The 21,057-nt window shown below is 63.2% G+C and carries 26 protein-coding genes; 10 read left to right on the top strand and 16 right to left on the bottom strand.

Annotated elements, in window-relative coordinates; genetic code table 11:
* Window positions 1-77 precede the first annotated feature (77 nt).
* The 3 genes from VZC39_RS10930 to VZC39_RS10940 form a co-directional block, all read right to left on the bottom strand.
* Window positions 78-1,712 (bottom strand): ATP-dependent endonuclease, encoded by a 1,635-nt coding sequence (locus VZC39_RS10930; RefSeq protein WP_434662427.1) that lies wholly within the window; start codon window positions 1,710-1,712, stop codon window positions 78-80.
* A gap of 77 nt (window positions 1,713-1,789) precedes the next feature.
* Window positions 1,790-1,912 carry a hypothetical protein gene (locus VZC39_RS10935; RefSeq protein ID WP_349917814.1) on the bottom strand — a complete coding sequence of 41 codons (123 nt, stop codon included), beginning with the start codon at window positions 1,910-1,912 and terminating at the stop codon, window positions 1,790-1,792.
* A 59-nt stretch (window positions 1,913-1,971) separates the two neighbouring features.
* Window positions 1,972-2,859 carry a helix-turn-helix domain-containing protein gene (locus VZC39_RS10940; protein ID WP_434668460.1) on the bottom strand — a complete coding sequence of 296 codons (888 nt, stop codon included), beginning with the start codon at window positions 2,857-2,859 and terminating at the stop codon, window positions 1,972-1,974.
* Window positions 2,860-3,074: 215 nt separating this feature from the next.
* On the opposite strand from VZC39_RS10940, the gene VZC39_RS10945 reads away from it, so the two are divergent.
* Window positions 3,075-3,992 (top strand): DMT family transporter, encoded by a 918-nt coding sequence (locus VZC39_RS10945; protein ID WP_434662430.1) that lies wholly within the window; start codon window positions 3,075-3,077, stop codon window positions 3,990-3,992.
* Window positions 3,993-4,043: 51 nt separating this feature from the next.
* On the top strand, window positions 4,044-4,922 hold the full coding sequence (locus VZC39_RS10950; RefSeq protein ID WP_434662433.1) for a LysR family transcriptional regulator: 879 nt from the start codon (window positions 4,044-4,046) through the stop codon (window positions 4,920-4,922).
* A 3-nt stretch (window positions 4,923-4,925) separates the two neighbouring features.
* On the opposite strand, the gene VZC39_RS10955 is transcribed toward VZC39_RS10950, so the two are convergent.
* Together VZC39_RS10955 and VZC39_RS10960 are read right to left on the bottom strand one after the other, a co-directional pair.
* On the bottom strand, window positions 4,926-5,705 hold the full coding sequence (locus VZC39_RS10955) for a TSUP family transporter (RefSeq protein WP_349917821.1): 780 nt from the start codon (window positions 5,703-5,705) through the stop codon (window positions 4,926-4,928).
* Window positions 5,706-5,836: 131 nt separating this feature from the next.
* Window positions 5,837-6,625 (bottom strand): tRNA-uridine aminocarboxypropyltransferase, encoded by a 789-nt coding sequence (locus tag VZC39_RS10960; protein ID WP_434662437.1) that lies wholly within the window; start codon window positions 6,623-6,625, stop codon window positions 5,837-5,839.
* A 173-nt stretch (window positions 6,626-6,798) separates the two neighbouring features.
* Between VZC39_RS10960 and VZC39_RS10965 the strand changes: the two genes are divergently transcribed.
* Window positions 6,799-7,212, top strand: coding sequence for a VOC family protein (locus tag VZC39_RS10965; RefSeq protein WP_434662440.1), 414 nt, complete (start codon window positions 6,799-6,801; stop codon window positions 7,210-7,212).
* 63 nt (window positions 7,213-7,275) lie between these two features.
* Here the strand turns inward: VZC39_RS10965 and VZC39_RS10970 are convergent, their stop codons facing one another.
* Window positions 7,276-8,259 carry a D-alanine--D-alanine ligase gene (locus VZC39_RS10970; protein ID WP_349917827.1) on the bottom strand — a complete coding sequence of 328 codons (984 nt, stop codon included), beginning with the start codon at window positions 8,257-8,259 and terminating at the stop codon, window positions 7,276-7,278.
* 222 nt (window positions 8,260-8,481) lie between these two features.
* Window positions 8,482-9,090, bottom strand: a complete 609-nt coding sequence (locus tag VZC39_RS10975) for a 2OG-Fe(II) oxygenase (RefSeq protein ID WP_349917829.1) — start codon at window positions 9,088-9,090, stop codon at window positions 8,482-8,484.
* Between the two features lie 241 nt (window positions 9,091-9,331).
* Here VZC39_RS10975 and VZC39_RS10980 point away from each other — a divergent pair, with 241 nt between their 5' ends.
* Both VZC39_RS10980 and VZC39_RS10985 read left to right on the top strand, forming a co-directional pair.
* Entirely contained in the window at window positions 9,332-9,808 is a 477-nt protein-coding gene (locus tag VZC39_RS10980) for a glutathione peroxidase (protein ID WP_349917832.1), read from the top strand.
* Window positions 9,809-10,019: 211 nt separating this feature from the next.
* Window positions 10,020-11,435 (top strand): DEAD/DEAH box helicase, encoded by a 1,416-nt coding sequence (locus tag VZC39_RS10985; RefSeq protein WP_434662445.1) that lies wholly within the window; start codon window positions 10,020-10,022, stop codon window positions 11,433-11,435.
* A gap of 82 nt (window positions 11,436-11,517) precedes the next feature.
* On the opposite strand, the gene VZC39_RS10990 is transcribed toward VZC39_RS10985, so the two are convergent.
* The 4 genes from VZC39_RS10990 to VZC39_RS11005 all read right to left on the bottom strand — a co-directional run bounded on the left by VZC39_RS10990 (window position 11,518) and on the right by VZC39_RS11005 (window position 13,887).
* Window positions 11,518-11,967 (bottom strand): GNAT family N-acetyltransferase, encoded by a 450-nt coding sequence (locus VZC39_RS10990; RefSeq protein WP_434662448.1) that lies wholly within the window; start codon window positions 11,965-11,967, stop codon window positions 11,518-11,520.
* A 54-nt stretch (window positions 11,968-12,021) separates the two neighbouring features.
* On the bottom strand, window positions 12,022-12,474 hold the full coding sequence (locus VZC39_RS10995) for a GNAT family N-acetyltransferase (protein ID WP_434662451.1): 453 nt from the start codon (window positions 12,472-12,474) through the stop codon (window positions 12,022-12,024).
* 26 nt (window positions 12,475-12,500) lie between these two features.
* Window positions 12,501-12,833 (bottom strand): YnfA family protein, encoded by a 333-nt coding sequence (locus VZC39_RS11000; RefSeq protein ID WP_434662453.1) that lies wholly within the window; start codon window positions 12,831-12,833, stop codon window positions 12,501-12,503.
* 211 nt (window positions 12,834-13,044) lie between these two features.
* Window positions 13,045-13,887, bottom strand: a complete 843-nt coding sequence (locus VZC39_RS11005; RefSeq protein ID WP_434662456.1) for a DUF5718 family protein — start codon at window positions 13,885-13,887, stop codon at window positions 13,045-13,047.
* Window positions 13,888-14,152: 265 nt separating this feature from the next.
* On the opposite strand from VZC39_RS11005, the gene cyaB reads away from it, so the two are divergent.
* The 4 genes from cyaB to VZC39_RS11025 all read left to right on the top strand — a co-directional run bounded on the left by cyaB (window position 14,153) and on the right by VZC39_RS11025 (window position 16,187).
* Window positions 14,153-14,707: a class IV adenylate cyclase gene (cyaB, locus tag VZC39_RS11010; protein ID WP_434662459.1), complete on the top strand. Its 555-nt coding sequence runs from the start codon at window positions 14,153-14,155 to the stop codon at window positions 14,705-14,707.
* A 14-nt stretch (window positions 14,708-14,721) separates the two neighbouring features.
* Complete coding sequence (locus VZC39_RS11015; protein WP_434662461.1) at window positions 14,722-15,114, top strand: NUDIX hydrolase; 393 nt, start codon at window positions 14,722-14,724, stop codon at window positions 15,112-15,114.
* Between the two features lie 120 nt (window positions 15,115-15,234).
* Window positions 15,235-15,741, top strand: a complete 507-nt coding sequence (locus tag VZC39_RS11020; RefSeq protein ID WP_332554609.1) for a GNAT family N-acetyltransferase — start codon at window positions 15,235-15,237, stop codon at window positions 15,739-15,741.
* Between the two features lie 125 nt (window positions 15,742-15,866).
* Window positions 15,867-16,187, top strand: coding sequence for an antibiotic biosynthesis monooxygenase family protein (locus tag VZC39_RS11025; protein ID WP_434662464.1), 321 nt, complete (start codon window positions 15,867-15,869; stop codon window positions 16,185-16,187).
* A gap of 33 nt (window positions 16,188-16,220) precedes the next feature.
* Here the strand turns inward: VZC39_RS11025 and pdxY are convergent, their stop codons facing one another.
* The 3 genes from pdxY to VZC39_RS11040 all read right to left on the bottom strand — a co-directional run bounded on the left by pdxY (window position 16,221) and on the right by VZC39_RS11040 (window position 18,926).
* The gene (pdxY, locus tag VZC39_RS11030) at window positions 16,221-17,084 is read right to left on the bottom strand and encodes a pyridoxal kinase PdxY (protein WP_434662466.1); all 864 of its coding nucleotides are present in this window, start codon (window positions 17,082-17,084) and stop codon (window positions 16,221-16,223) included.
* A gap of 431 nt (window positions 17,085-17,515) precedes the next feature.
* A complete protein-coding gene (locus VZC39_RS11035; RefSeq protein ID WP_349917857.1) occupies window positions 17,516-18,271 on the bottom strand; it encodes a DUF429 domain-containing protein in 756 nt (251 codons plus the stop codon).
* Between the two features lie 76 nt (window positions 18,272-18,347).
* Window positions 18,348-18,926 (bottom strand): VC2662 family protein, encoded by a 579-nt coding sequence (locus VZC39_RS11040; protein ID WP_349917859.1) that lies wholly within the window; start codon window positions 18,924-18,926, stop codon window positions 18,348-18,350.
* A 332-nt stretch (window positions 18,927-19,258) separates the two neighbouring features.
* Between VZC39_RS11040 and ybcJ the strand changes: the two genes are divergently transcribed.
* On the top strand, window positions 19,259-19,492 hold the full coding sequence (ybcJ, locus tag VZC39_RS11045) for a ribosome-associated protein YbcJ (protein WP_100860961.1): 234 nt from the start codon (window positions 19,259-19,261) through the stop codon (window positions 19,490-19,492).
* Between the two features lie 76 nt (window positions 19,493-19,568).
* Here ybcJ and VZC39_RS11050 read toward each other — a convergent pair whose 3' ends face one another.
* A complete protein-coding gene (locus tag VZC39_RS11050; protein WP_434662471.1) occupies window positions 19,569-20,042 on the bottom strand; it encodes a DUF4442 domain-containing protein in 474 nt (157 codons plus the stop codon).
* A gap of 69 nt (window positions 20,043-20,111) precedes the next feature.
* Window positions 20,112-21,032: a LysR substrate-binding domain-containing protein gene (locus VZC39_RS11055; protein ID WP_434662474.1), complete on the bottom strand. Its 921-nt coding sequence runs from the start codon at window positions 21,030-21,032 to the stop codon at window positions 20,112-20,114.
* Between the last annotated feature and the right edge of the window lie 25 nt (window positions 21,033-21,057).

The raw sequence follows: 21,057 nt of genomic DNA on the forward strand, positions 1-21,057 counted from the left end.
GGTGCGCGGCTTCATATAGAAGGGGGCGAGTATACCCAAACTCGCCCCCTTCCCCAACGGCCGACGATCCGCACCGATCAGCCCTGGCCGCGAGCCAGCGCCACCACCCGTCCAAACATCTGCTTGATCACCGGGGGAATGCGATCACTGCCGAGGCGCTCTGCCTCCTCCACCACTGCCAGCGCCATGCCGGGCTTGCTGCGATGATGGATGGCCTTGGTGATGATGCGAGAAGGGCTCATGGTCGAGCGCCCCCCGACCCCGGCTTCACGCCGGAACACGGATTCAAAACCGTTCTGGTAGAGGTAGTGCTCGATGTCCGCCGCCGGCAACTGGGTCACCCGATCGCGCTCGCGCTCCCCCTTGAGCAGGGCACGGGCGGAGCTCGCGTACTTGACCCCCGCCTCGTCGCCGTCGGTGAGCAGGTGCCACTCGATGCCAAAGTCCCGGGCCACCTTGATAAGGGGCGCCTGGCCGCACTGGGCAAACTCGATGATCCGCACCCCCTCGGCCCGCAGGCTATAACCGCAGATCTGGGCCAGCTCGGAGAGCAGCCAGATCTCGGTCTCCCCTTCCACCAGCAACCAGCAGCGCGCGAACAGGGACATGGGCCTGTTGATGCGCACGTGAAACGCTATCTTGCGCAGATCGTCGCTGCTGTAGCGCTCGCCACCAAGCTGCTGGCAGAGGATATCCTGCTGGCGCCGTACCAGCCGGCGCACCTGATTGAGCGGCAGTGACGACAGCAAGTCCCCCGAGTTGGTGGTGAGCAGCTTCTGCCCCGGCAACTGCTCCAGCAGCCCCCAGGCCAGGGCCAGCATGGTGGGGTGCAGCCGGCTCTCCGGATCTTCCAGTATCATGATGGGTCTGGCCCCTTCCTCCAGCTCCCGGTTGCCACGGGCATTGAGCAGCATGGCCGCCATCCCCGCCATGGCCAGTTGCAGCGCCCGGTTGTCCGCACTGCGCAGCAGCACCTGCAGGTTGCCGGGGTTGCGCAGGGTCATGGGGCGATTGACGATCTCCCGCTGGCTGCGCGGCTTGTGCTTGATGGGGGCCAGGGCGCGGAAGTAGTGATCCATCAGCTGACGCACCGCCTCCAACGCCTCTTTCAACTCGGGTTCGCCGATGCGCTGGGGTTCGTCCGTCAGCTTGCCGGAGAGATCTCCCAGCCGCTGGGTACTGAGATCTCCCCAGGGCAGGGTCTCGATGCCATCCCGCGCGGTGCGGGCATCCCGCAGGCGGAACACCGGGTTCATGGTGATGAGCAGTTGCACCAGATCGTCGTTGTTCTCTACCTCCAGGCTCTTGCCGATGCCATCGAGAAAATCGTGAATCGTCAGCACGCTGCCGTCATCTTGCAACTCGGCGCTGGCCCGGTAGTGAACCCGGTGGAACTTGTCCTTGTGGGGGATCCAGGCCGCACCGAGGCGAGCCAAACGGAGGGAGTGCTGGCACATCTGGGGACGGTATTCACAAAAGGTGAGCACCAGTTGCAGGGTGCGGGAGGCGGCCAGCTCAGGATCTTCCGGCTGATGGAAGTCATCCGCGGTGAATTGATAGGGCTCGGCATCCCCCAGCAGGCACCAGAGGGCACGCAGCAGGCTGGACTTGCCCCAGGCGTTCTCGCCGATGAGCACCGTGGTGTGATCCAGCCCGAGCGAGAGCCGGTTTATGCCACGAAAACCTTTGACTTCAATACGTTCCAGAAACATTCAGCCACACCAGATCCATATACATGGAGCCATAGTGGCAAAGTTGCCTGCAAAAACCTACCGGGTTGCGACGATTTTCAGCGGGAACTGTGAGGCACGAGGGGTTCGGGGGCGGCAGGGGCACAGAGGCGGATCTTGGGGCCATTCCAGTGGCTGAACCAGAGGTGGCGGGTACGGGTCTGACGTTTGCGATGATTCAATGGGCACTCCGTTTGAGACAAGGGCAGCCAACCGCCGCCATGGCTTCGCAGTGTGCCCCTCAACCGTGACAGCCAGATGACAGCTGGCCACGCCACTGGCCCGGGCTCAGGCCGAAGGCCTCCTTGAAGCGGTTGCCAAGGTGTGCCTGGGAGGAGAAACCGCACAGGGCGGCGATCCCGGCCAGGGACTCGGGCCCCGCCAGCAACTGCTTGGCTCGCTGCAAACGCAGCCCCAGCAGATAGCGATGAGGCGGACAGCCAAGGCTCTGGCCAAACATGCGGGCGAAATGATATTCGCTCAGACCCGCCTCCCGGGCGAGATCGCTCAAGGTGACGGGATCCGCCAGGTGGGCCAGCAGGTACTCCTGCACCCGCCGGATGGTCACGGGTGCCAGCCCGCCACGCACCAGCGGCAGGGCCGGCGCCTCACTGGTGTGGTGGCGATAGGCATGGAGCATCAGCATCCAGGCGCCGTGGGAGAGCGCCATGCGATCCCCGTCCATCTGCCAGTCCAGCCCCATCAACTGCTGTTGCACCAGGGCCGCGGCCAGGGGATCCTCGATGAAGGTCTTGTCTTCCAGCAGCAGGTGCCGTCCCTCCTTGTCGCAAGCCTCCTCGGCGATGCGAGCAAGGTGGGCCGGACTGAAATAGAGGTGGAAGAAGCGAAACTCTTCGCGCACCAGCCACTCGGATCTGTGGTGATCCGGCATGATGCACACCTTGCCGGTTCCGCCGTGGCCGCCAGGGCCATCGAGGCGCTCGGTCTGCTCGCCCCCCTGCAGATAGACGCTGATGGTGTGATGACCGGGCTTGTGATAGCGGGTCTGATCGTAGCGGTTGCACCAACTGGCGAGGCCTAGCCCGGGTTCCAGCCAGCAGGCGTTCTCCAGCCGCGCCCCCGTGCTGACCAGGGCATCGAATACCCCCGCCTGTCTGATGGGCGGCATCATTGGCTGCATTGCCTGTTGCACCTCGGTTCTCCTCGTTGGCCGCGCTAGGTTGGCCCACTCTCCCGTGGGCCCATATTCGCCTTTGTCCTCATCTTATCGTGGGCCCTGCCCGGGCGCTGCCCCTGGCGGCAAAAAACCGCAAGATGCTGTAAGCCAGCGTTGCGCACCGGACCCATGCTGGGATCCTGTCATCTTGATCCGCGGAAAACCCCATGAACCTCTTGCTCTATATTTCCACCGTCCTCATCTGGGGCAGCACCTGGATTGCCATCGCCTGGCAGCTCGGCCCCATCCCCATCGAGGTGTCCGTGCTCTATCGCTTCGCCCTGGCGGCGCTGGCGCTGTTTGCCCTGCTCACGATCACCGGCCGGTTCCCATGTCTGCCCTGGCAGGGGCAGCGTTATGCCGCCCTGCTCGGCGCCCTGCTGTTCTCCACCAACTTCCTCTGCTTCTACCACGCCACCCTCTACATCCCGAGCGGCCTGTCGGCGGTGATCTTCGCCAGTGCCAGCATCTTCAACGGCCTCAACCTCTGGCTGTTCGAGGGCAAGCGCCCCGGCTTGCGCTGGCTGCAGGGCTCCGTATTGGGACTGCTCGGCACCCTGCTCCTGTTCTGGCCGGTGCTGGCGGATGCCCAGCTCGGTGCCAATGGCTGGAAGGGATTGCTGTTCGCCTGCGCCGGCACCCTCTGTTTCTCGCTCGGCAACCTGGTGTCGGCCCGGGGTCAGCGCCAGGGCTACCAGGTGCTGCAGATGGTGCCCTGGGGCATGGTCTACGGGGTGCTGCTCCTGCTCGGTTGGGTCGCCCTGCTCGGTCAGTCCCTGACCCTGCCCACCGAGCCCCGTTATGTCGCAGCCATGATCTACCTGGCCATCTTCGGCTCCGTCATCGCCTTTACCGCCTATCTCACCCTGGTGGGGCGCATCGGGGCCAGCAAGGCGGCCTATGCCACCGTGCTCTTCCCCCTGGTGGCGCTGAGCCTATCGACCTTGTACGAGGGGTTCGTCTGGCAGACGGTCTCCATCGTCGGGGTGGTGGTCAGCCTCATCGGCAACCTGGTGATCTTCGCCCCTCCCGTCAAGGCGTGGCGCTGGCCGCTATCGAGGGCTGCAAACGGTACTTGCCCCTGATCCCGCCAGCCCCTAAGGTAGCGACTTCCAACCAAGAGGCCGGGAGGCGACATGTTACTGGAAGGGCTGGAGACACTCTGCCTGCTGGCGAGCGAGGGGACCATGGCCAAGGTGGCCAGCCGCCTCTATATCAGCCAGTCGGCGGTGAGCAAGCGCATCAATCAGCTGGAGCTGCGCCTTGGCAAGAAATTGATCGAGCCGGACGGGCGCCAGATCCGGCTCACCCCCCAGGCCCGCGAGCTGCTGGCCCGGGTGGCACCGAGCCTGGCCGAGATGAAGGGGGTGCTGGCGGACAGCCAGATCCTCACCGATGGCAGCCCCCTGCCCGTCGCCTGCTCGGAGACGCTGCTGGCGGGCTATCTCGCCCGCTTCATGCACGACTATCTCGGACAGGATCCCCACCTCGCCCTTTCCACCCACCACACTCCGGTGATCCTGGCCCGGGTCCGCGGCGGCGACGCCCTGCTCGGCATCTGTGCAGGCAGACTGCCGCCCGGGCACGGCCTGTGCGCCGAACTCCTGCTGACGGAGCCCTTCTATCTGGTGGGTGGAGATCAACAGGAAGCGGAATTGGGTGATCAGGGGGAGATGCGCAAGATCCTGACCATGGATCTGGACAACCCCTCCAACCGCTATCTGCGCGAGCCACTGGCGGCGCAAGGGTTCGAGCCCGCCATGGAGCTCGACTCCTATCTGGCGTTGATTGAACTCGCCAAGGTGGGCATAGGCCCGGTGCTGCTACCCGCCGGCCTGCTGGCCCTGGTCGGAGAGCAAGGCGTACAGGCCCGCCCCCTGCCGGGGTTGGGGCGTCCCCTTCACCTGGTCTATCGCCCCAACAGCTTGAAGCGATCCCGCATCGCCCGCCTGGTGGCAGCCATCAAGGGGCACTTCGCCGGGCTCGATGAAGCGCCGCAGCCCGGCCGCAGATAATGCTCAGTGAAGCCAGGAAAACAGTTCGGGATACTGGCTCCACACCAACTTGGCAGACATCAGCAAGGAGACGGTGACCAGCAGCGGTTTAATCAGCTTCACCCCTTTTTTCAGCACCAGCCGGGAGCCGAGCCGGGCGCCGATGAACTGGCCGAGGGCCATGCAGAGCCCCACGCTCCACACCACCTTGCCCCCCAGGGTGAAGAACAGCAGGGAGGCGATGTTGGAGGTGAAATTCAGCAGCTTGGTGTGGGCCGTGGCCCGCGCCATGCCAAACCCCGCCAACGCCACGAAACCGATGGCAAAGAACGACCCCGTACCCGGCCCGAAGAAACCGTCGTAGAAACCGACCCCGCCCCCCACCAGCAACGCAAACAGCATGGGGCTGAGGCGGCGCTGGCTCTCGGCATCGCTCACCCGGGGGGAGAAGTAGAAATAGCAGGCAAAGGCCACCAGCAGGAAGGGCAGCAACCGCTCCAGGATGGCCGCGTCTATGGTCTGCACCGCCAGGGTGCCGAGCGCCGCGCCGATGAAGGTGCAGATCACCGCGGGCCAGATGATGGACCACTCCAGCAGGCCGCGGCGGGCATAGAACCAGGTGGCGGAGAAGGATCCGAAGCTGCTCTGCAACTTGTTGGTGCCGAGTACCAGGGCTGGCGGCATGCCGGTGGCCAGCAGGGCCGGCACCGTCAACAAGCCCCCGCCCCCGGCGATGGCATCGATAAAACCGGCGACAAGGGCCACCCCGAACAGGGCGAGCAGGGTATACAGTTCCAATTCCATCCATAGACCTCGTGTGATTGCGGCGCCCGGCGCTAGCCAGGAACCTGAATGAGTCAGCAGGCCGCTATCCTAGCGAGCCCCGGCTCATGAAGCCAACGAAACGATGGCAGCCAATTGATTCCTGATATTCATCAATAGTCCCGGCACAGAGACTGCGACTCCTCCTCGCCTGCGCCTTGCAAGGCCGTCTCCCCCTTGATGGCCTCGAGGGCCCGCAGCAGCGGCTGTTCATCCTCTCCCGGTGCCCGGCTCACCCGGCCCGCCATGTAGCGACTGCTGAAGAGATTGAACCAGTGCTGCAGCGCCTGCCCCACCCTGATCTCGCCAGCCACCTCCAGCACGCAGGCTGCCACCTCGGCGGTGCAGAGGTGCTCGTCGTGGTGGGCGACCCGCATGCCATAGGTGGAGAGCGCATCCGGCTTGATGGCGAGCACCGGGAAGCCGTCCAGATAGGGGCTCATGTTGAACATCTTGCGCGCCTCGGGCCAGGTGCCGTCCAGCAGGATGAAGAGCGGCTTCTTGCCGGGGAGCGGCACGACCTCGGTGGTGAGGCGGGCCGGCGCCTTCTCGCAGGCGGGAAACACCACATAGGGCTGCCAGGCGGGATCCGCCAGCAGGGCCAGCAGCTCGGGATGGGGTTGAGTGCGCTTCCAGAGAAAGGCCCAGGTGGTGCCTGGCAACACGTCGGCAATGAGGCGACCGGTGTTGGAGGGCTTCATGGGTTCGCTGTCATACATCAGCAGGCAGAAACCCGCTTCGGCTTTCAGTGCGGGGCGCCACTCGCAGGCACACCAGTCGTGGCGCAGCTGGCACGCCTCGCAGCGGGGTACGGCGCCGCCACGGGCGAGAAAGGGTCGGGTCGAGACGCTCTTGCGCCAGATGCGCAGGCGATTGACGGCGTGATCGGGGATGGGCTTCATGAGAGGAGGCGCTCGGGATGCGGGTTCACGGGTAAAGGGAGCGGATTGTAGCGAGCGCCATGATGGCTCGCAAGCAGTGGCTCACCGGAGCGCCGGCATGCCTGCCATCCCCTCCTATACTTGGTCGTCACCCATCCACCCGGCCCGGGCAACCGATGGGACAAGGAGCAAAGATGGCAGAACAAGACATGGCAAAGGAGCACGCCCTGGCGGAGGGGTCGACCTTCACCTGGCACGAGCTCTATGTGCCGGATCGCGATGCCGGGGTGGCGTTTTACACCCAGGTGCTCGGCTGGCAGGTGCAGCAGACGGCGCTGGAGGGGTTCGACTACCCCATGCTGGTGGCCAACGGCCGACCGGTGGCCGGGGTCATGTCCACCCGGGACAACCCCGACATGAACGGGGTGCCCCCGCATTGGGCAACCTATGTGGCGGTGGACGACGTGGATGCACGGCTCGCCAGGGTGGCCCAGCACGGCGGCACCGTGGTGGTGCCCCCCATGGACATCCCCGGCGTCGGGCGCATGGCGCTCATTGCTGACCCGCAGGGCGCCCATATCTGGCTGTTCACCTCGGCCCCCATGTAAACCGGGTTGCCACCCATATGACAGAGGGGCCCGTGGGCCCCTCTTGCTTGTACCAATCCGGCGTTATTTGCGCAGGATCTGCTCGAGGTAGTGCGCGAAGTTGTGGCCGTGATGGGCCAGCAGTTTCGGGAACATAGAGATGGAGGTCATCCCCGGGAAGGTGTTGATCTCGTTGAGCAGGATCTCCCCCTCTTCCGTCAGGAAGAAGTCGATGCGCGACAAGTGGGTCAGCTTGAGCTGACGGAACGCCTTGAGGGCGTACTCATGAATGGCATCGGCCTGAGCCTGGGTCAATCCCTCGGCCCGCAGGGCGGTCTCGGTGTGGCTGGCGCTGCTGTACTTCTCTTCATAGGTGTAGAACTTGTCGGTGGGCACGCAGATCTCCCCCGGATAGGTGGCCACCAGCTCGTCGCCGTACTGGTAGACCGCCACTTCCAGCTCGCGGGGCTTGACCGCTTTTTCGATCAGCACCTGCTCGGAATAACCGAAGGCGTCCTTGATCCCCTGCAGCAGCTCGGCCTCGTTGCTGGCGGCATAACAGCCGACCGACGAACCTTGCGACGCCGCCTTGATGAAGACCTTGCCCCACTTGGCCAGCCCGGCTTTTGCCTCGGCCAGGCTCTCTTCGCTCTGCTCGGTCAGGAACAGGTAGGGGGTGTTGGGGATGCCGAGGGCGGAGAACCACAGCTTGGTGCTGATCTTGTTGAAGCAGATCTTGCTCGCCTCGGCGTCACAGCCCAGATAGGGCAGACCCGCCAGCTCCAGGAAGGATTGCAGATCACCGGTCTCGCCGGGGTAGCCGTGGATGCAGGGCACCACGAAGTCCACCGGACGGGCCACGCTGTCAAAGGAGAGCAGCTTGTCGAGCCCCAGCTTGCACTCGCGGCCATCGGCACTGAGCCAGCGATCGGCGAACATCTCGACCCGGGTCACCTCGACCCCGGCCAGCAGACCGAGTTGTTGCTCGAGGAAATTGGCGCTGCGCAGAGAGACTTCGTGCTCGGCGCCACCGCCGCCGCACAGCAGCAAGACATGCATGTTCTTCATTAGATGTGATCCCTTGGGAGAAGCGGCTTCGTCATGAACGGTGATAATGCCATCGCGCGATCCCCGCACGAAAACCGGGCGAAGCCTGAAACGAACATAAGTGCGGGCAGTGTAGCAAGGGAGGCGAAGCCTTGTCAGCCGATGCGCCCCCTCTTTCCCCCCGGATGAGGCCAGAAAAGGGGGGATGGGGGCCGTCCCTGTGTCAAAAATGGTCTTGCCCCCTCAACGAGGGGGATCCACCCGCCCGGCCCCGTTGCCATTGACCCGAAACCAGCCGGCGATGCTGTAACGCTCCTGGCTCGCAGGCAGCACCTCGTGGGGAAACTCTTCTGACAGAAACAGCACCAGCCGCCCTCCTCTGGGGGAGACATCCATCAGAAACTGTTCGTCATCGTCATAGACCCGCAGTATCCCGCCCGCCTCCGGGGCCCAGCCATTGTTGAGGTAGAACACCGAGGTGAGGCGGCGATTGGATCGCCCGGCGAAGGCATCACGGTGGGTGGCGTAGAAATCCCCCTCCCGGTAGCGAGCGAAGTGGGCCTCGTAGTCGAACAGCCCCAGCATCAGGTTGCGGTTGGCGGCCAGACGCAGCCCCTCCATCCGGGCCAGGTAATCCGCCACCGGTCCCCCGAGATCGGGCTCGAGCCAGTGGATCTGATCCCGGCGAATGTCGGTATTGCCCTGATGCAGCCCCTCGCGCCCGATGCCCGCCGGCTGCCACTCGTGGGGCAGGCAGGCTTTGAGTGCATCCACCTCGTCGGCGGTTAAAAAGTCGTCCACGATCACCCATCCCCGGGTGTAAATGGCATCCATGACGGCCTGATAGTCCAAGATAGGGCTCGCAGCGAATGAAGAGAGTGCGCTTTGTAGCGACTTCGGCGCCTTGGCACAAACCGGTTTGCTTCTCTTGAGAAGTCCCGCCATCAATGCGTACGGGGAAAAGGCCACGGCGACCGCTTTTTCCCTTGCTGCTCGGCTCACTGGCCGTTAACGTGCTGATATCACTCGGCTCTTGTCCGCCGAGGTTTATCAACAAACGGTTATCACCGGATCATGTGAAAAGGATATGCCCATGCCTCTCGCCTCCTTCCCCCTGCAGCGACTCGATGGCAGCGACTTTCCCAGCGCAGACCTGCACGGCAAGGTCATCCTGGTGGTGAACGTGGCGAGCCGCTGCGGCTTTACTCCCCAGTACACCGCTCTTGAGGCCCTCCATCGCCAGTTCGGCCCAGAGGGCTTGCTGGTGCTGGGCTTCCCCTGTGATCAGTTCGGTCACCAGGAGCCGGGGGATGCCGAGGAGATAGCCCGCTTCTGCTCGGTGGATTACCCGGTGAGCTTCCCCATCCTCGCCAAGTGCGAGGTCAACGGGGATCAGGCTCACCCCTTCTATCGCTGGTTGAAGCAGCAAAAACCCGGGTTGCTCGGCATCGAAGCCATCAAGTGGAACTTCACCAAGTTCCTCATCGACCGCGAAGGCCGGGTGGTGGACCGCTTTGCCCCCCAGACCAAGCCCGAGGATCTCGCGGCCCCGATCCGCGCCCTGCTCTAAGGCCTCCCTCCTTCGTCATTCGAGATGCCTCCCAACGTGATGCGGAGGCATTTTTCATGGGTAGCCCACCGCCCTGCTCCCTGCGCCACAGGGTTACTGCGCCCTTGCCGCAGTTCTGCTATATTACGCGCCCATGATCTTTCCTTTCCATGTTGTGGCGGCCGCTGTGCGCCGCCCCCGTTGAGCCCAAGGCTCGGAGTCTTTCGCAAAGATGTCATTCAATGAACTGGGTCTGTCACCGCACATTCTGCGCGCCGTCAAGGAGTTGGGTTACGAACAGGCAACCCCCATCCAGCAGCAGGCCATCCCGGCCATTCTGGCGGGACAGGATGTGCTGGGCGGCGCCCAGACCGGCACCGGCAAGACGGCCGGCTTCACCCTGCCCATGCTGCACCGGCTGCTGGCCAACCACGGCCGCGGTGGCCGTCGCCAGGTCCGCGCCCTGGTGCTGACCCCGACCCGCGAGCTGGCGGCCCAGGTGGGCGAGAGCATCGTCAAGTACGCCCACCACCTGCCATTTCGTACCCTGGTCGCCTACGGCGGCGTCAGCATCAAGCCCAACCTCGATGCCATCAAGCTCGGGATCGATATCCTGGTGGCCACCCCTGGCCGCTTGCTGGACTTGCTGACCCAGGGCGCCCTGACCCTGAGCGCCCTGGAAGTGCTGGTGCTGGATGAAGCGGATCGCATGCTCGACATGGGATTCATCACCGACATCCGCCGCATCATGAAGGCGCTGCCGGAAGAGCGGCAGACCCTGCTGTTCTCCGCCACCTTCTCCGATGACATCAAGGCGCTGGCAGACGATCTGCTCAAGACCCCGACCCTCATCGAGGTGAGCCCGACCAACAGCACCGCCGAGCAGGTCAACCAGCGCATCATCAAGGTGGACAGAGAGCGCAAGCGCGAGCTGCTCTCCCACATGATCGGTCGCAACAACTGGCAGCGGGTGCTGGTGTTCGTGCGCACCAAGCAGATTGCCGACAGGCTCGCCGAGCAGATGGTGAAGGATGGCCTGGACACCGTCGCCATCCACGGCGACAAGACCCAGGGTGCCCGCAACCGGGCGCTGGCGGATTTTCGTGAAGGCAAGGTACGGGTGCTGGTCGCCACCGACATCGCCGCCCGTGGCCTCGACATCGACGATCTGCCCCACGTCATCAACTTCGAGCTGCCCCAGGTGGCCGAGGATTACATCCACCGCATCGGCCGTACCGGTCGGGCCGGGCGCGGCGGCGAGGCCATCTCCCTGGTGAGTCTGGATGAGCATGATCAGCTCAAGGCCATCGAGGCTCTCATCGGTCTTAGCATCCCGAGCGAGATCCAGGAGGGTTATGAGCCAAGCGGCAAGCCGACTCGCCAGACCCTGCCGGGCAACAAGCAGTTGCAGAGCCCGTCGCGGGAGCGGGGTCATGCCAACGCCAGGCACAACAGCGGCAAAAACAGCGCCGGCAAGGGGCAATCCGCCAAGCCTGCAGGCAAACGTCCCGCCAAGGGGAGCGGCAGCAAGCCCGCCGCCCCGGCGCGCAAGAAAGAGGTGCGTGGCGAGGATACCGGTTTCGCCCCCCTGCGCCGCCTGCCCAAGGCCCAGCGCGACGACTATCAGGACAACTCCAACGAGGAGTGAGGCCTGATCGCCGTCCATCAGACAATAAAAAACCGCCGAAAGGCGGTTTTTTATTGTCAAACTGACTCTGCTCGCTGCTGATTCAATCCGCCCCGGGCTCGTCGGCCAGGGCCAGATGCAGCAAGGGATAGGGCCTGCCCTCCCCATCCAGAGGCGAGCGGCCCTCCACCACGAAGCCCATCCGTCGGTAGAAGCCGAGTGCCTGTTCGTTCTGCTCATTCACATCCACCCGGCGCACCCCGAGTGCCGCGATGGCATGGCTCACCAACTGGCGGCCCACCCCTTGCCCCATCCCGGCGGGGGCGACGAACAGCATCTCGATATTGCCGTCAGCCACCCCGATAAAACCGACCAGATTGCCATCCAGCCTGGCACCGTAAAGGCGCACGGCATCAAAATAGTGTTCCAGGATCAACGATCTCAGGGCCACTATGTCCGCTTCTGGCAGGAAGTGGTGGCTGGCGCGCACCGAGGCTTCCCAGATGGTGATAAGGGTCGGGTGATCGCACGGGCGTGCGGCTTCAATCTCCATTGATACCTCGCATGTGTCGTGAACGGGGCCCAGGTCTGGCTGTTGCTGCCCCACTTAGCGCGGCGCCTTGATGACAAAGCCCCGCTCGATGCCCGCCTTGAAACCGAGCCCCTCGTAGAGACGGTGGGCGGCCTCGCGCCCCTCCCCCGAGAGCAGCATCACCTTGTAGCAATCCAGCTCCCAGGCGAGTGCCAGGGTGCGCTCTAGCAGCCGATGGCTGAGCCCCTGGCGGCGAAACGCCGCGCCTGTGATCACGTGCTCGATGATGCCAAAGGGCCGGCCGCCGTTGGTGAGGGTCGGGATGATCCCGAGCTGGCAGCTGGCGGCAAGCTCGCCATCCACCAGGGCCACCATGATGCGGGTATGGGGTTGGCCAAGCAGGGCCGCCAGCCCCTCGCGCGCCGCTTGCTCATCGAGCACGGGATCCCGGGGTCTGAGCTCCTGGTAGAGGGCCAGCAGCCCGGCCAGATCCTGTGCCTCGCATGCTCTGATCACCACATGAGTCATCTTGCTGATCTCCCTTGGCATCGATATCAAGCGGGCCTGGGGGCAAACATGATGATGGCCATGCCAACCAGGGCCACCCCGGCCCCCACCAGATCCCACAGGCTGGGTTTGATGCCATCCACCGCCCAGAGCCAGAAGATGGCCACGAAGATATAGACACCGCCATAGGCGGCATAGACGCGGCCCGCAGCGGTCGGGTGCAGAGAGAGCAGCCAGGCGAACAGGGCCAGGCTCAGGGCAGCCGGCAGCAGCAACCAGGCGCTTTTGCCCTGATTCAGCCAGAGATAGGGTAGATAGCAGCCCACAATCTCGGCGATGGCGGTTACCAGAAACAGGGCCAGGGTCTTGAATTCAATCATCAGCAGTGAGGTTCCTTGCAGGGATGCGCTTCTTTTGGCAAATCATACTGTTATATACAGACTCTGCAATTGGTCAGGCAGCTCGGCGAGCTTTGGAGGGAACATAGCAGCCGTGGGGAACATCAAGGCGGGGCAAGGCAGTTGAAAGGACTGGTTTGCGGTATCAGGGCTGAGGCCCGCCAGCTGGCGGGCCTCAGCGCAGGGGACTCTCTCAGCGGGTCTTCACCGCCTGCAGCAGCACTGAGACATCCGCACCGAAGGTCCGGCTGCGAATGGCCTCCCGGATATCCTGCTCGCTGTAGCGACTGCCCGGATAGACCAGCACGCAGGCGGTGTCCCCCGGCTGCAGGAAGTGGGTCTCGCCGAAGGGGGTATAACGGGTGGCGCCAATGCTGATGAGGGCGTGGCTCGGGCGCCCGGCCTGGGCCAGCAGCCCCTGGATGTGCTCCGCCGGCCCCTCATCTTGCTGATGATTGAACTTGTCGATGGCCCAGTCCAGCAGCTGGCCGTGGAAGTAGCTGTAACCGAGCGCCGCGCTGTCAACACCATAAGGATGCAACTCACCGCCCCGCTCCAGATAGCAGGCGATGCGGTAATCATCGAGCTCGCAACCCTTGGCAAAGTGGGAGAGCGGCAACAGGTTCGCGGCCAGCCCCTTGCTCTCGGGGCCCCAGTTTTTCTTCTCGCTGATTTTCTTGGCGTTGGGGCGGCGGATGGAGCAGTCGTTGTAGGCAGCAAACGCCCGGGGATGGATGGCTACCACCTGATCCCCGGCGTAGGCCAGCTCGCACCAGAGCACCACTTCCGGCTCTATCTGCACCTTCTCGTCGCCGCTCACCGCCGCCTCGGGCAGGAAGATGGCGTCACCGCTCAAGGGGAAGACCCCAAGCTGGCCCGGGTGGGAGGGCACATAGAAGGGGAACAGTGCCTTGGGGGCTGCCTTGTCCGTGACCTGCACGGCCACGAAGTCCGCCGCCTCCCCTGCCTGCTCCAGATGGCCAGCGAAATTGCCCGCCACCCCCAATCCGATGAAGTTGCTCTCGGTTATCTGCATCTGTGACTCCACTCGCGCCGGCCCCTGCCGCCGCTGTCGTTGTTCATGGTCGGTGACTACCGCCAAAGAGGGAGAATATTAAAGCACAGCCCTCTCTCCTCGCCCAGCCGGCGGCCATCAAGCTGTGCGCCAACGCCTGTTTTACCGGGTCGAGTGAGCATAAAACAGACAATTGGCATCAGGCTGTGATCCCGTCACTTGGGCAAGCCCCGTAGTTTTGCTAGTCTGCGCTATTCATTTGTCGGATGAGCGCCCGTTGCCTGCCATGACCACACATTTTGAAGGCCGTTTCGAGGTGGAATTCAAGTATCGCCTCGCCGATCGCACCGCCCTTCTCGCGGCCCTCGACCACCTCAGTCCCGAGGTGATGCTGGAGGATAACCAGGAGCGGGATTGCTACTTCGATACCCCGGCGCGTACCCTCGCCGCCGAGGGGAAGAGTCTGGTGATCCGTGCCATGGCGCCGTCCGGCATTCGGTTGTGGATCCTGAAAGGGCCGGGTGCGGATCGCTGCGAGGCGGTCAACATCAGCGACGATGGCAAGGCCATCAGCATGTTGCACAACCTGGGGTATGAGCAGGTGCTCTGCATCGAGAAGCGGCGCAGCATCTACTTCCTCGGCCCCTTCCACCTCACGCTGGATCATCTGACCGGGCTCGGCGACTTCGCCGAGCTGGCCATCATGACCGACGACGAGGCCGCCCTGCCGGGCTATCGCCAGCAGTTGCTGGCGCTGGCGGCCCGGCTCGGCCTTGACGATGCACAACGGGAAAGCCGCTCCTACCGCACTCTGTGCGAACAGCAGCGGGAGTCACTTTAAAAATGGAGTTTTACATGATAGACAAACTTTCCTGGCTCACATTTCAGGATAAACAACTGCTGTGTGCGCGCTCCCACGGCAAGCACATCTACTACATCCCCGGCGGCAAGCGGGAGCCGGGAGAGAGTGACGAGGCTGCCCTCATCCGGGAGATCGACGAGGAGCTCTCGGTGCATCTCAAGCCACAGACCCTCCGCTTTGCCTGTGAGTTCAGCGCCCAGGCCGATGGCAAGCCAGAGGGAGTGAACGTCAGACTGCGCTGCTACACCGGCGAAGCCGAGGGCACTCCCACCGCCTCGGCGGAGATCGCCGAGCTGCGCTGGCTGGACAGCCGTCATCTGGATGAGATCTCTCCCGTCTCCCGCCTGCTGTTTCAGTGGCTGGCAGAGCAAGGTCTGATCCGCTGAGCACGGCATAGCGACAAATATCCGCCGTACCGCGCATGGGCAGTGAAGAGCCTGCTCCAGATTATGTTCAGGGCGTGATGACCCTATTTATTGGCAATGAAGAAACGATGAGGAGTTTCAATGGAGATCCTTGAGGTCGATAGCACCAGAGGCATCAAACCGGCACTGATCACCCTGCTGCAAGACAGCGTGGCCAGCGGCGCCTCGGTGGGCTTCCTGCCTCCACTGCAAGAAGAGCAGGGACTGGAATATTGGCAAGGCATCGAGGCCGACTTGGCCGACGGGGTGCGCAAGCTCTGGGTGGCTTTCGATCAGCACCATCTGGTCGGCGCCCTGCAGCTTTCCCTCAGTACCAAGGCCAACGGTGGCCACCGGGCCGAAGTGGAAAAGCTCATGGTGCACAGCGAGGCGCGCGGCAAGGGGGTGGGCCGCGCCCTGATGCTCGCCATGGAGCAAGGGGCCCGCGACGCCCAGCGTACCCTGCTGGTGCTGGACTCCCGGGTGGGGGATGTCGCCTCCAACCTCTATCGCCAGCTCGGCTATGTGGAGGCGGGCCAGATCCCCAATTTCGCCAAGAGTGCAGACGGCACCCTGGCGGCGACCCAGTTCTTCTACAAGCAGCTCTGAGTCGAGGTGTCTTGAGCGCCCATCATAAACAAGGCCAGCCGCGAGGCTGGCCTTGTTTATTGGGGCATAAGTTGTTGAGATGAGGCTTCTTTACAAAGCAACCCGCTACCGGACAAGGAGTCCCCATGATATTGGAAGTCGCCCCACTGCAGGTCATTGCGGGCCAGAGCGCCGCCTTCGAGCAGGCGTTTGCCAAGGCCCAGCGCATCATCAGCACCATGCCGGGCTACGCCGGTCATCAGTTGCAACGCTCCCTCGCCGATCCCGATCGTTACCTGCTGCTGGTCAACTGGCAACGGCTCGAGGATCACACCCAGGGCTTTCGGGGCTCCCCCCACTATCAGCAGTGGAAGGCGCTGCTGCACCACTTCTACGACCCCTTCCCCACGGTCGAGCACTTTCAAGCCGTGATCCTGGGCGGCTCGGAGCAGGCGGTCTCACGCTGATCAGCCCATCACATGACGGGCTGATCACCCTCATCAGGCCAGTTGCTCAGCCCTGTGTGTTATCTGCGGCTCGGCAAACGCCGCCTGCGCATCGATGAGCTGCAGCTCATAGGCATCGACCTGCCAGGTGCGAAGCAGCACCGCATCCACCGCCGCATTGGTGCGCTCGAAGGACGCCACCGCATCGAAGCCCGCCAGCAGGTTCGCCAGCATCAGGGCGCTGATGAGATCCCCCACCCCCACCGGCTGGCGGGCAAACTCGTAGAGCGGACGCGCGATGAGGTAATCCCCCTCGGCGGTCGCGAGCAGCATCTCGAACCGGCCGACCTGACTGGCGGCCCGGCCCAGGTGCTTGACCAGTACCATCTTCACCCCTTTGGCCAGCAACTGGTGCGCCGCGGCACGGGTTTCCTCCAAATCCGCCAGCTGGGTGTCGCACAGGGTCTCCAGCTCCAGCAGATTCGGCGCCATGATGTCCGCCACCGGCAAGGCCTTCTCGGTCAGGAAACGGGTCACACCGGGGGCGACGATGCAGCCTTTCTCCGGGTGGCCCATGACGGGGTCGCAAAAATAGATGGCCGTCGGGTTGGCCAGCTTGACCGCCGCCACCACCGCCAGGATCTCGTCCCCCTGCTCGGCAGAGCCGAGATAACCGCTCAGCACGGCGTCACACTGTCCCAATACCTCGATATTTCCCAGCCCTTTGCACAGCGCGTTGATGTGGCCGGCGGGCATCGCCATCCCCTGCCAGCCAGCCGCGTACTGGGTATGGTTGGAGAACTGCACCGTGTTGATGGGCCAGACTTCCATGCCGAGACGACGCATGGGAAACACGGCGGCGCTGTTGCCTGCGCAACCAAAGACCACGTGGGACTGGATAGAGAGAATGCGTTTCATGGAAACCACCGCAGAAGAAGCATGAGGAAAGCAGGCAATATATCGGATGAAGAGACGGCGGTTCCAGCGATTCGCGGCACAAACCGGTAATTCCCCATCAAAAACCCGAGAAAGTGGCGGCGCCCGCTACCGACCTCGCCATCCCCTGCCCCCTGCCAAGCCTTTTGTCTCGGTTGCCTTTGATGTTGCGTCAGCCTGAAATCGGACTGCAAGATTTTAGTTTGATGGCATATGAGAGCGTTTTTGAACCAAGATAGGGCGATAGAACAGACAACTCTAACTAGGGTGAAAAACGGGTGGCGGATGGCGGATGGCGGATGGCGGGTAGAATGGCGCGCAGACAAACCGGGCAGAAGAGCAAACGACGGTGAATATCACGCCACCTGACCCAGAGACAGCCCATGAATCAGGTGGCTGCTTCTACCTTGGGATCACCCTTGGGCGAAGTGATAGACCCAGCCCTCATCCAGCGGGAAGTCCGCCGGGGCTGACAGCAAGGGGGGCAACACGGAGACGGCACCCTTGGCGGCATATTGCAGCGCCACCAGAGCGCAGAGGGCCGCATCGTAGGGATCCGTGCCTGGTACCAAGGTCGCCGGCAGATGAGCCGCTATCTCCCCTCTCGCCAGCGAGGCCCTGCCAGCGGTTTTAGCGAGGGCAGGATAAGTCTCCAGCACGGCGCGATCGGCCTCTGCCACCCGACTCGGCACCAATTGCAAGTCCGCCAACCGTGGCAACATGGAGATCGCCAGGGTGGCGTTGTTGCCGAGCCGGTCGAAGGTGGCCGACAGCGGCTTCTTCTTGTATTGCCGATGAAGCCAGCGATCACAGTCGCGATAGGCGAAAGGGTTGTCTATCTCCCGCTGGGGCACGGCGCACTCGGGTCCCCTCCCCGCCAGCAGTTCGGCAAGGGCGCGCGGGAAGGCCAGGGGCGCATCGATGCCAAGGGCCAGTTGCGGGCAGGCCAGCACCTGCATCAACCCCATCTCGTCTTGCAGCGCCGGGCGCAGCAGGGCATCCAGATCCGGAGCCACCCGGGAGCTCAGCCGAAACAGGGGGGAGATCCCCAGCCAATGCAGCTGCTGCGTCCTCGCCTGCCAGCCCACCACGGCCACCGCCTGGGCATTGCCCTGCCAGCCTCGCACATCCCAGCCGATGCCGATGGCATCCATATGAGCAGTCGTCATCTCAATCACATCTTTCTGTTCAGGATGCTGCACAGGGTAATGCCTGCCCCCGCCAAAGCAAGGGCGAGACCACGACCTAGAAGGATTTCTTGAAATTGATGAGGGGCAGAATGGGGAAGACACCGTTCTCGGCGTAGTTGGCCAGGCCGATCTGCAAGCCATCCAGGTGTTTGGTGGCATTGACAAAGCCAATCTGGAAGGTGGTGCGCTCGGCATAATTGACGAAGCCCACGTTGGCCAGGGCATTGCCCTTGGCGATGTTCACCGCCCCCCAGTTGAGGCCCTTCACGTTATTGGTCAGGTTGACGAAGCCCAGGTTGACCCCGATGTCCTGCCCCTCGTGCCAGTTGACGGCGTTGATGGCGACCCCGCCAAACTGGTGACGCACTCGCGCAGCCCCGAAGAAGATGCCGAGCTGCAGGCCGGTGAACTGATCCACATCGGAGAGCGCAAACACCGGCAGATCGATGCCTTTCACCTGACCGGTACGGCCATAGAGGAAGGAGGCGCGCGCCCCTTCCACCTGATGGGAAGCGGGCAGATTGACGCCGGGCAGGGAGATCTGGACCGGGGTACTGGCCTGAGCGGCGCTGCTCAAGGTCACAGCACCCAAAGCCAGAGTACCGCTGGTGAGCAGCAAGGCGAGAGACTTCATCGATAAATCCTGGGAGTGGAGGTGAAACCCCTACCCTAGCAAAGCCGCACCGCGGGCACGAGGCGGCCACCCCGCGGCTGCGTCACCTCCCGTCATCCCGTAACTGCATTTGTGACGGAATACGTGCCCTTGCTCAGTCACTTCCTTGACCGGTAGAGGGTCTGACATACCGATAGCACTGGTGAATGGCATGACGCCCTCCCCTGTCACCTCGCAGCCTGACAGCAGTTTTTCTGCCTCAATCCGGCTCTGGCTCTTTTCCTGTTGCCCCTAACTGCCTAAAATAGCCGCCCTGCCGTTTTCGGCACTCATCGTCAGCAAGAGGATTCATCATGGAAACGTTTCTGCTCGAGGGTCACCCCTTCGTCGCCCTGTGCGATCTCATCAAGCATCAGGGGTGGGCCGATTGCGGTGGCGCGGCCAAGGCGCTGGTCGCCGACGGTCTGGTCGAGGTGAATGGCCAGGTCGAGACCCGCAAGCGTTGCAAGATAGTGGCTGGCCAGGTGGTCAACTTCAACGGCATGAAGGTGGTGGTGAAAGAAGGGATCAGCCCCGAGATCGAGTGAGTACCACCGCCATCGGGTCTGATGGCAGGAGAGCCCAGCCATGGGTCGAGCCCTCTTCAGAATGTGAGTCTGTGACTCAGCTGGCCTTGATCGACAGGGTCAGCACGAAACGCGCCATCGCCTCATCGCCGTTCAATGACGGACAGGTGGCCACCACCTGGATGGGGCGGTTGATGCGTTGTCCGGTCGCGAGGGATTCGTCGATCATGACATCGATGGCCTCCCCGGCCTCGCAATCGAAGCGCACGTCCGCCCCCGGCCGCTTCAAAAACTCCCCCTGCACATCCTTGAAAGCGAAATGCACCTTCTTGCGCCGCTGCCGCCCCTTCTCCATCACCAGCAGACCACCGACCAGATCGGCACCGGTCGCCAGGGCGCCAAAATACATGCTGCCCAGGTGATTGCGGGTACGCCAACCCAGTGGAATGCGGATGCGCAGGGCTTTTGCGTCCATCCGCTCTATGACGGGGGCGCAAAAACCGATGACGGGAATGTAGCGCCAGGCGAAGAGACGCAGGGCGAGGTTGGCTTTGAGGCGTTGCAGGTCCATTGCAAACTGATCCGATGAGTGAGTGTGAATGAAATGTTGCCAGCATCCCCCCTCAGAGGCAAGCGCCGATTAGCCGTTCCCTGAACGCCCCAGGATCCCCCCGTTCTCCTTGAGCAGCAGCGCCACCTCCTCCAGCACATAGTCGATGAACAGGCGCGCCGCGTAAGAGAGTCCCTTGCGGCTCGGGTAGACCAGCCAGATGTTGTCCAGGGTCGTCTCATACTCGGGCAGCAGATCGATGATGGCGCCGCTCTCCACCTGGGCACGCATGGTGAGCTCGGGCAGCACGGCGATGCCGTCCCCCTCGGACACCGCATGGCGGATGTAGTAGGAGCTGTTGGAGATCATCCGGCTGTTGATCAGGATCTCCCCGTGATTGAAGGTAAGCTTATTGTCCAGCTGGCCATCCGGCAGGCGCGTCACCAGCACGTTGTGATGGTGCAGATCCGCAAGGGAGGCGGGCCTGCCGTGGCGCGCCACATACTCCCGACTGGCGTAGAGCTTGCGAGTGAAGGGCATGATGGTGCGGGCGACAAAGCTGTTATCGATCACATCGCCGATGTGGATGCTGGCGTCCAGCCCGTAGTTCAGGATGTCTCGGTAGCCGACGCTGCTCAGGTGCAGCTCAATGTTGATCTTCGGATATCGCGTCAGAAAGCACTTGATGATGTCGTGGATGAAGATGTCAGAGTCATTGAGCAGCCCAATCTTGATGTTGCCCACCGGCTGATGGCTCTGGGTACGGATCTGCTCGTGAGTCTGATCCAGCTGGCTGATGATGTGCTGCAGGTTGTTGTAGTACTCCAGCCCCACCGGGGTCATGGTCAACCGCCGGGTCGTGCGGGTGAGCAGCTTGGCATTGAGCTCGGTTTCCAGATCCTTGATCCGGCGGCTCACGTTGGAGCGCGGAATGTTCAGTGCATCGGCCGCACTGGTAAAGCCCCCCAGTTCCACCACCGACAAAAACAACTTGAGATCGTCGATCCTCACCCCTTACCTCCCCGTCTTCCCGCCT

Origin of the sequence: Aeromonas sp. NJAU223 (genome assembly GCF_051125555.1) — a bacterium.
GTDB classification, from domain to species: domain Bacteria; phylum Pseudomonadota; class Gammaproteobacteria; order Enterobacterales; family Aeromonadaceae; genus Aeromonas; species Aeromonas veronii_G.

Coding starts and splice junctions, on each gene's coding strand:
- VZC39_RS11035 (WP_349917857.1), bottom strand. CDS start 18,271: ATGACGACTGCTCATATGGATGCCATCGGCATCGGCTGGGATGTGCGA.
- cyaB (WP_434662459.1), top strand. CDS start 14,153: ATGACCACACATTTTGAAGGCCGTTTCGAGGTGGAATTCAAGTATCGC.
- VZC39_RS10985 (WP_434662445.1), top strand. CDS start 10,020: ATGTCATTCAATGAACTGGGTCTGTCACCGCACATTCTGCGCGCCGTC.
- pdxY (WP_434662466.1), bottom strand. CDS start 17,084: ATGAAACGCATTCTCTCTATCCAGTCCCACGTGGTCTTTGGTTGCGCA.
- VZC39_RS10965 (WP_434662440.1), top strand. CDS start 6,799: ATGGCAGAACAAGACATGGCAAAGGAGCACGCCCTGGCGGAGGGGTCG.
- VZC39_RS11000 (WP_434662453.1), bottom strand. CDS start 12,833: ATGATTGAATTCAAGACCCTGGCCCTGTTTCTGGTAACCGCCATCGCC.
- VZC39_RS10990 (WP_434662448.1), bottom strand. CDS start 11,967: ATGGAGATTGAAGCCGCACGCCCGTGCGATCACCCGACCCTTATCACC.
- VZC39_RS10950 (WP_434662433.1), top strand. CDS start 4,044: ATGTTACTGGAAGGGCTGGAGACACTCTGCCTGCTGGCGAGCGAGGGG.
- VZC39_RS10955 (WP_349917821.1), bottom strand. CDS start 5,705: ATGGAATTGGAACTGTATACCCTGCTCGCCCTGTTCGGGGTGGCCCTT.
- VZC39_RS10945 (WP_434662430.1), top strand. CDS start 3,075: ATGAACCTCTTGCTCTATATTTCCACCGTCCTCATCTGGGGCAGCACC.
- VZC39_RS10960 (WP_434662437.1), bottom strand. CDS start 6,625: ATGAAGCCCATCCCCGATCACGCCGTCAATCGCCTGCGCATCTGGCGC.
- VZC39_RS11050 (WP_434662471.1), bottom strand. CDS start 20,042: ATGGACCTGCAACGCCTCAAAGCCAACCTCGCCCTGCGTCTCTTCGCC.
- VZC39_RS10980 (WP_349917832.1), top strand. CDS start 9,332: ATGCCTCTCGCCTCCTTCCCCCTGCAGCGACTCGATGGCAGCGACTTT.
- ybcJ (WP_100860961.1), top strand. CDS start 19,259: ATGGAAACGTTTCTGCTCGAGGGTCACCCCTTCGTCGCCCTGTGCGAT.
- VZC39_RS11005 (WP_434662456.1), bottom strand. CDS start 13,887: ATGCAGATAACCGAGAGCAACTTCATCGGATTGGGGGTGGCGGGCAAT.
- VZC39_RS10930 (WP_434662427.1), bottom strand. CDS start 1,712: ATGTTTCTGGAACGTATTGAAGTCAAAGGTTTTCGTGGCATAAACCGG.
- VZC39_RS10940 (WP_434668460.1), bottom strand. CDS start 2,859: ATGCCGCCCATCAGACAGGCGGGGGTATTCGATGCCCTGGTCAGCACG.
- VZC39_RS11020 (WP_332554609.1), top strand. CDS start 15,235: ATGGAGATCCTTGAGGTCGATAGCACCAGAGGCATCAAACCGGCACTG.
- VZC39_RS11040 (WP_349917859.1), bottom strand. CDS start 18,926: ATGAAGTCTCTCGCCTTGCTGCTCACCAGCGGTACTCTGGCTTTGGGT.
- VZC39_RS11015 (WP_434662461.1), top strand. CDS start 14,722: ATGATAGACAAACTTTCCTGGCTCACATTTCAGGATAAACAACTGCTG.
- VZC39_RS10970 (WP_349917827.1), bottom strand. CDS start 8,259: ATGAAGAACATGCATGTCTTGCTGCTGTGCGGCGGCGGTGGCGCCGAG.
- VZC39_RS11025 (WP_434662464.1), top strand. CDS start 15,867: ATGATATTGGAAGTCGCCCCACTGCAGGTCATTGCGGGCCAGAGCGCC.
- VZC39_RS10995 (WP_434662451.1), bottom strand. CDS start 12,474: ATGACTCATGTGGTGATCAGAGCATGCGAGGCACAGGATCTGGCCGGG.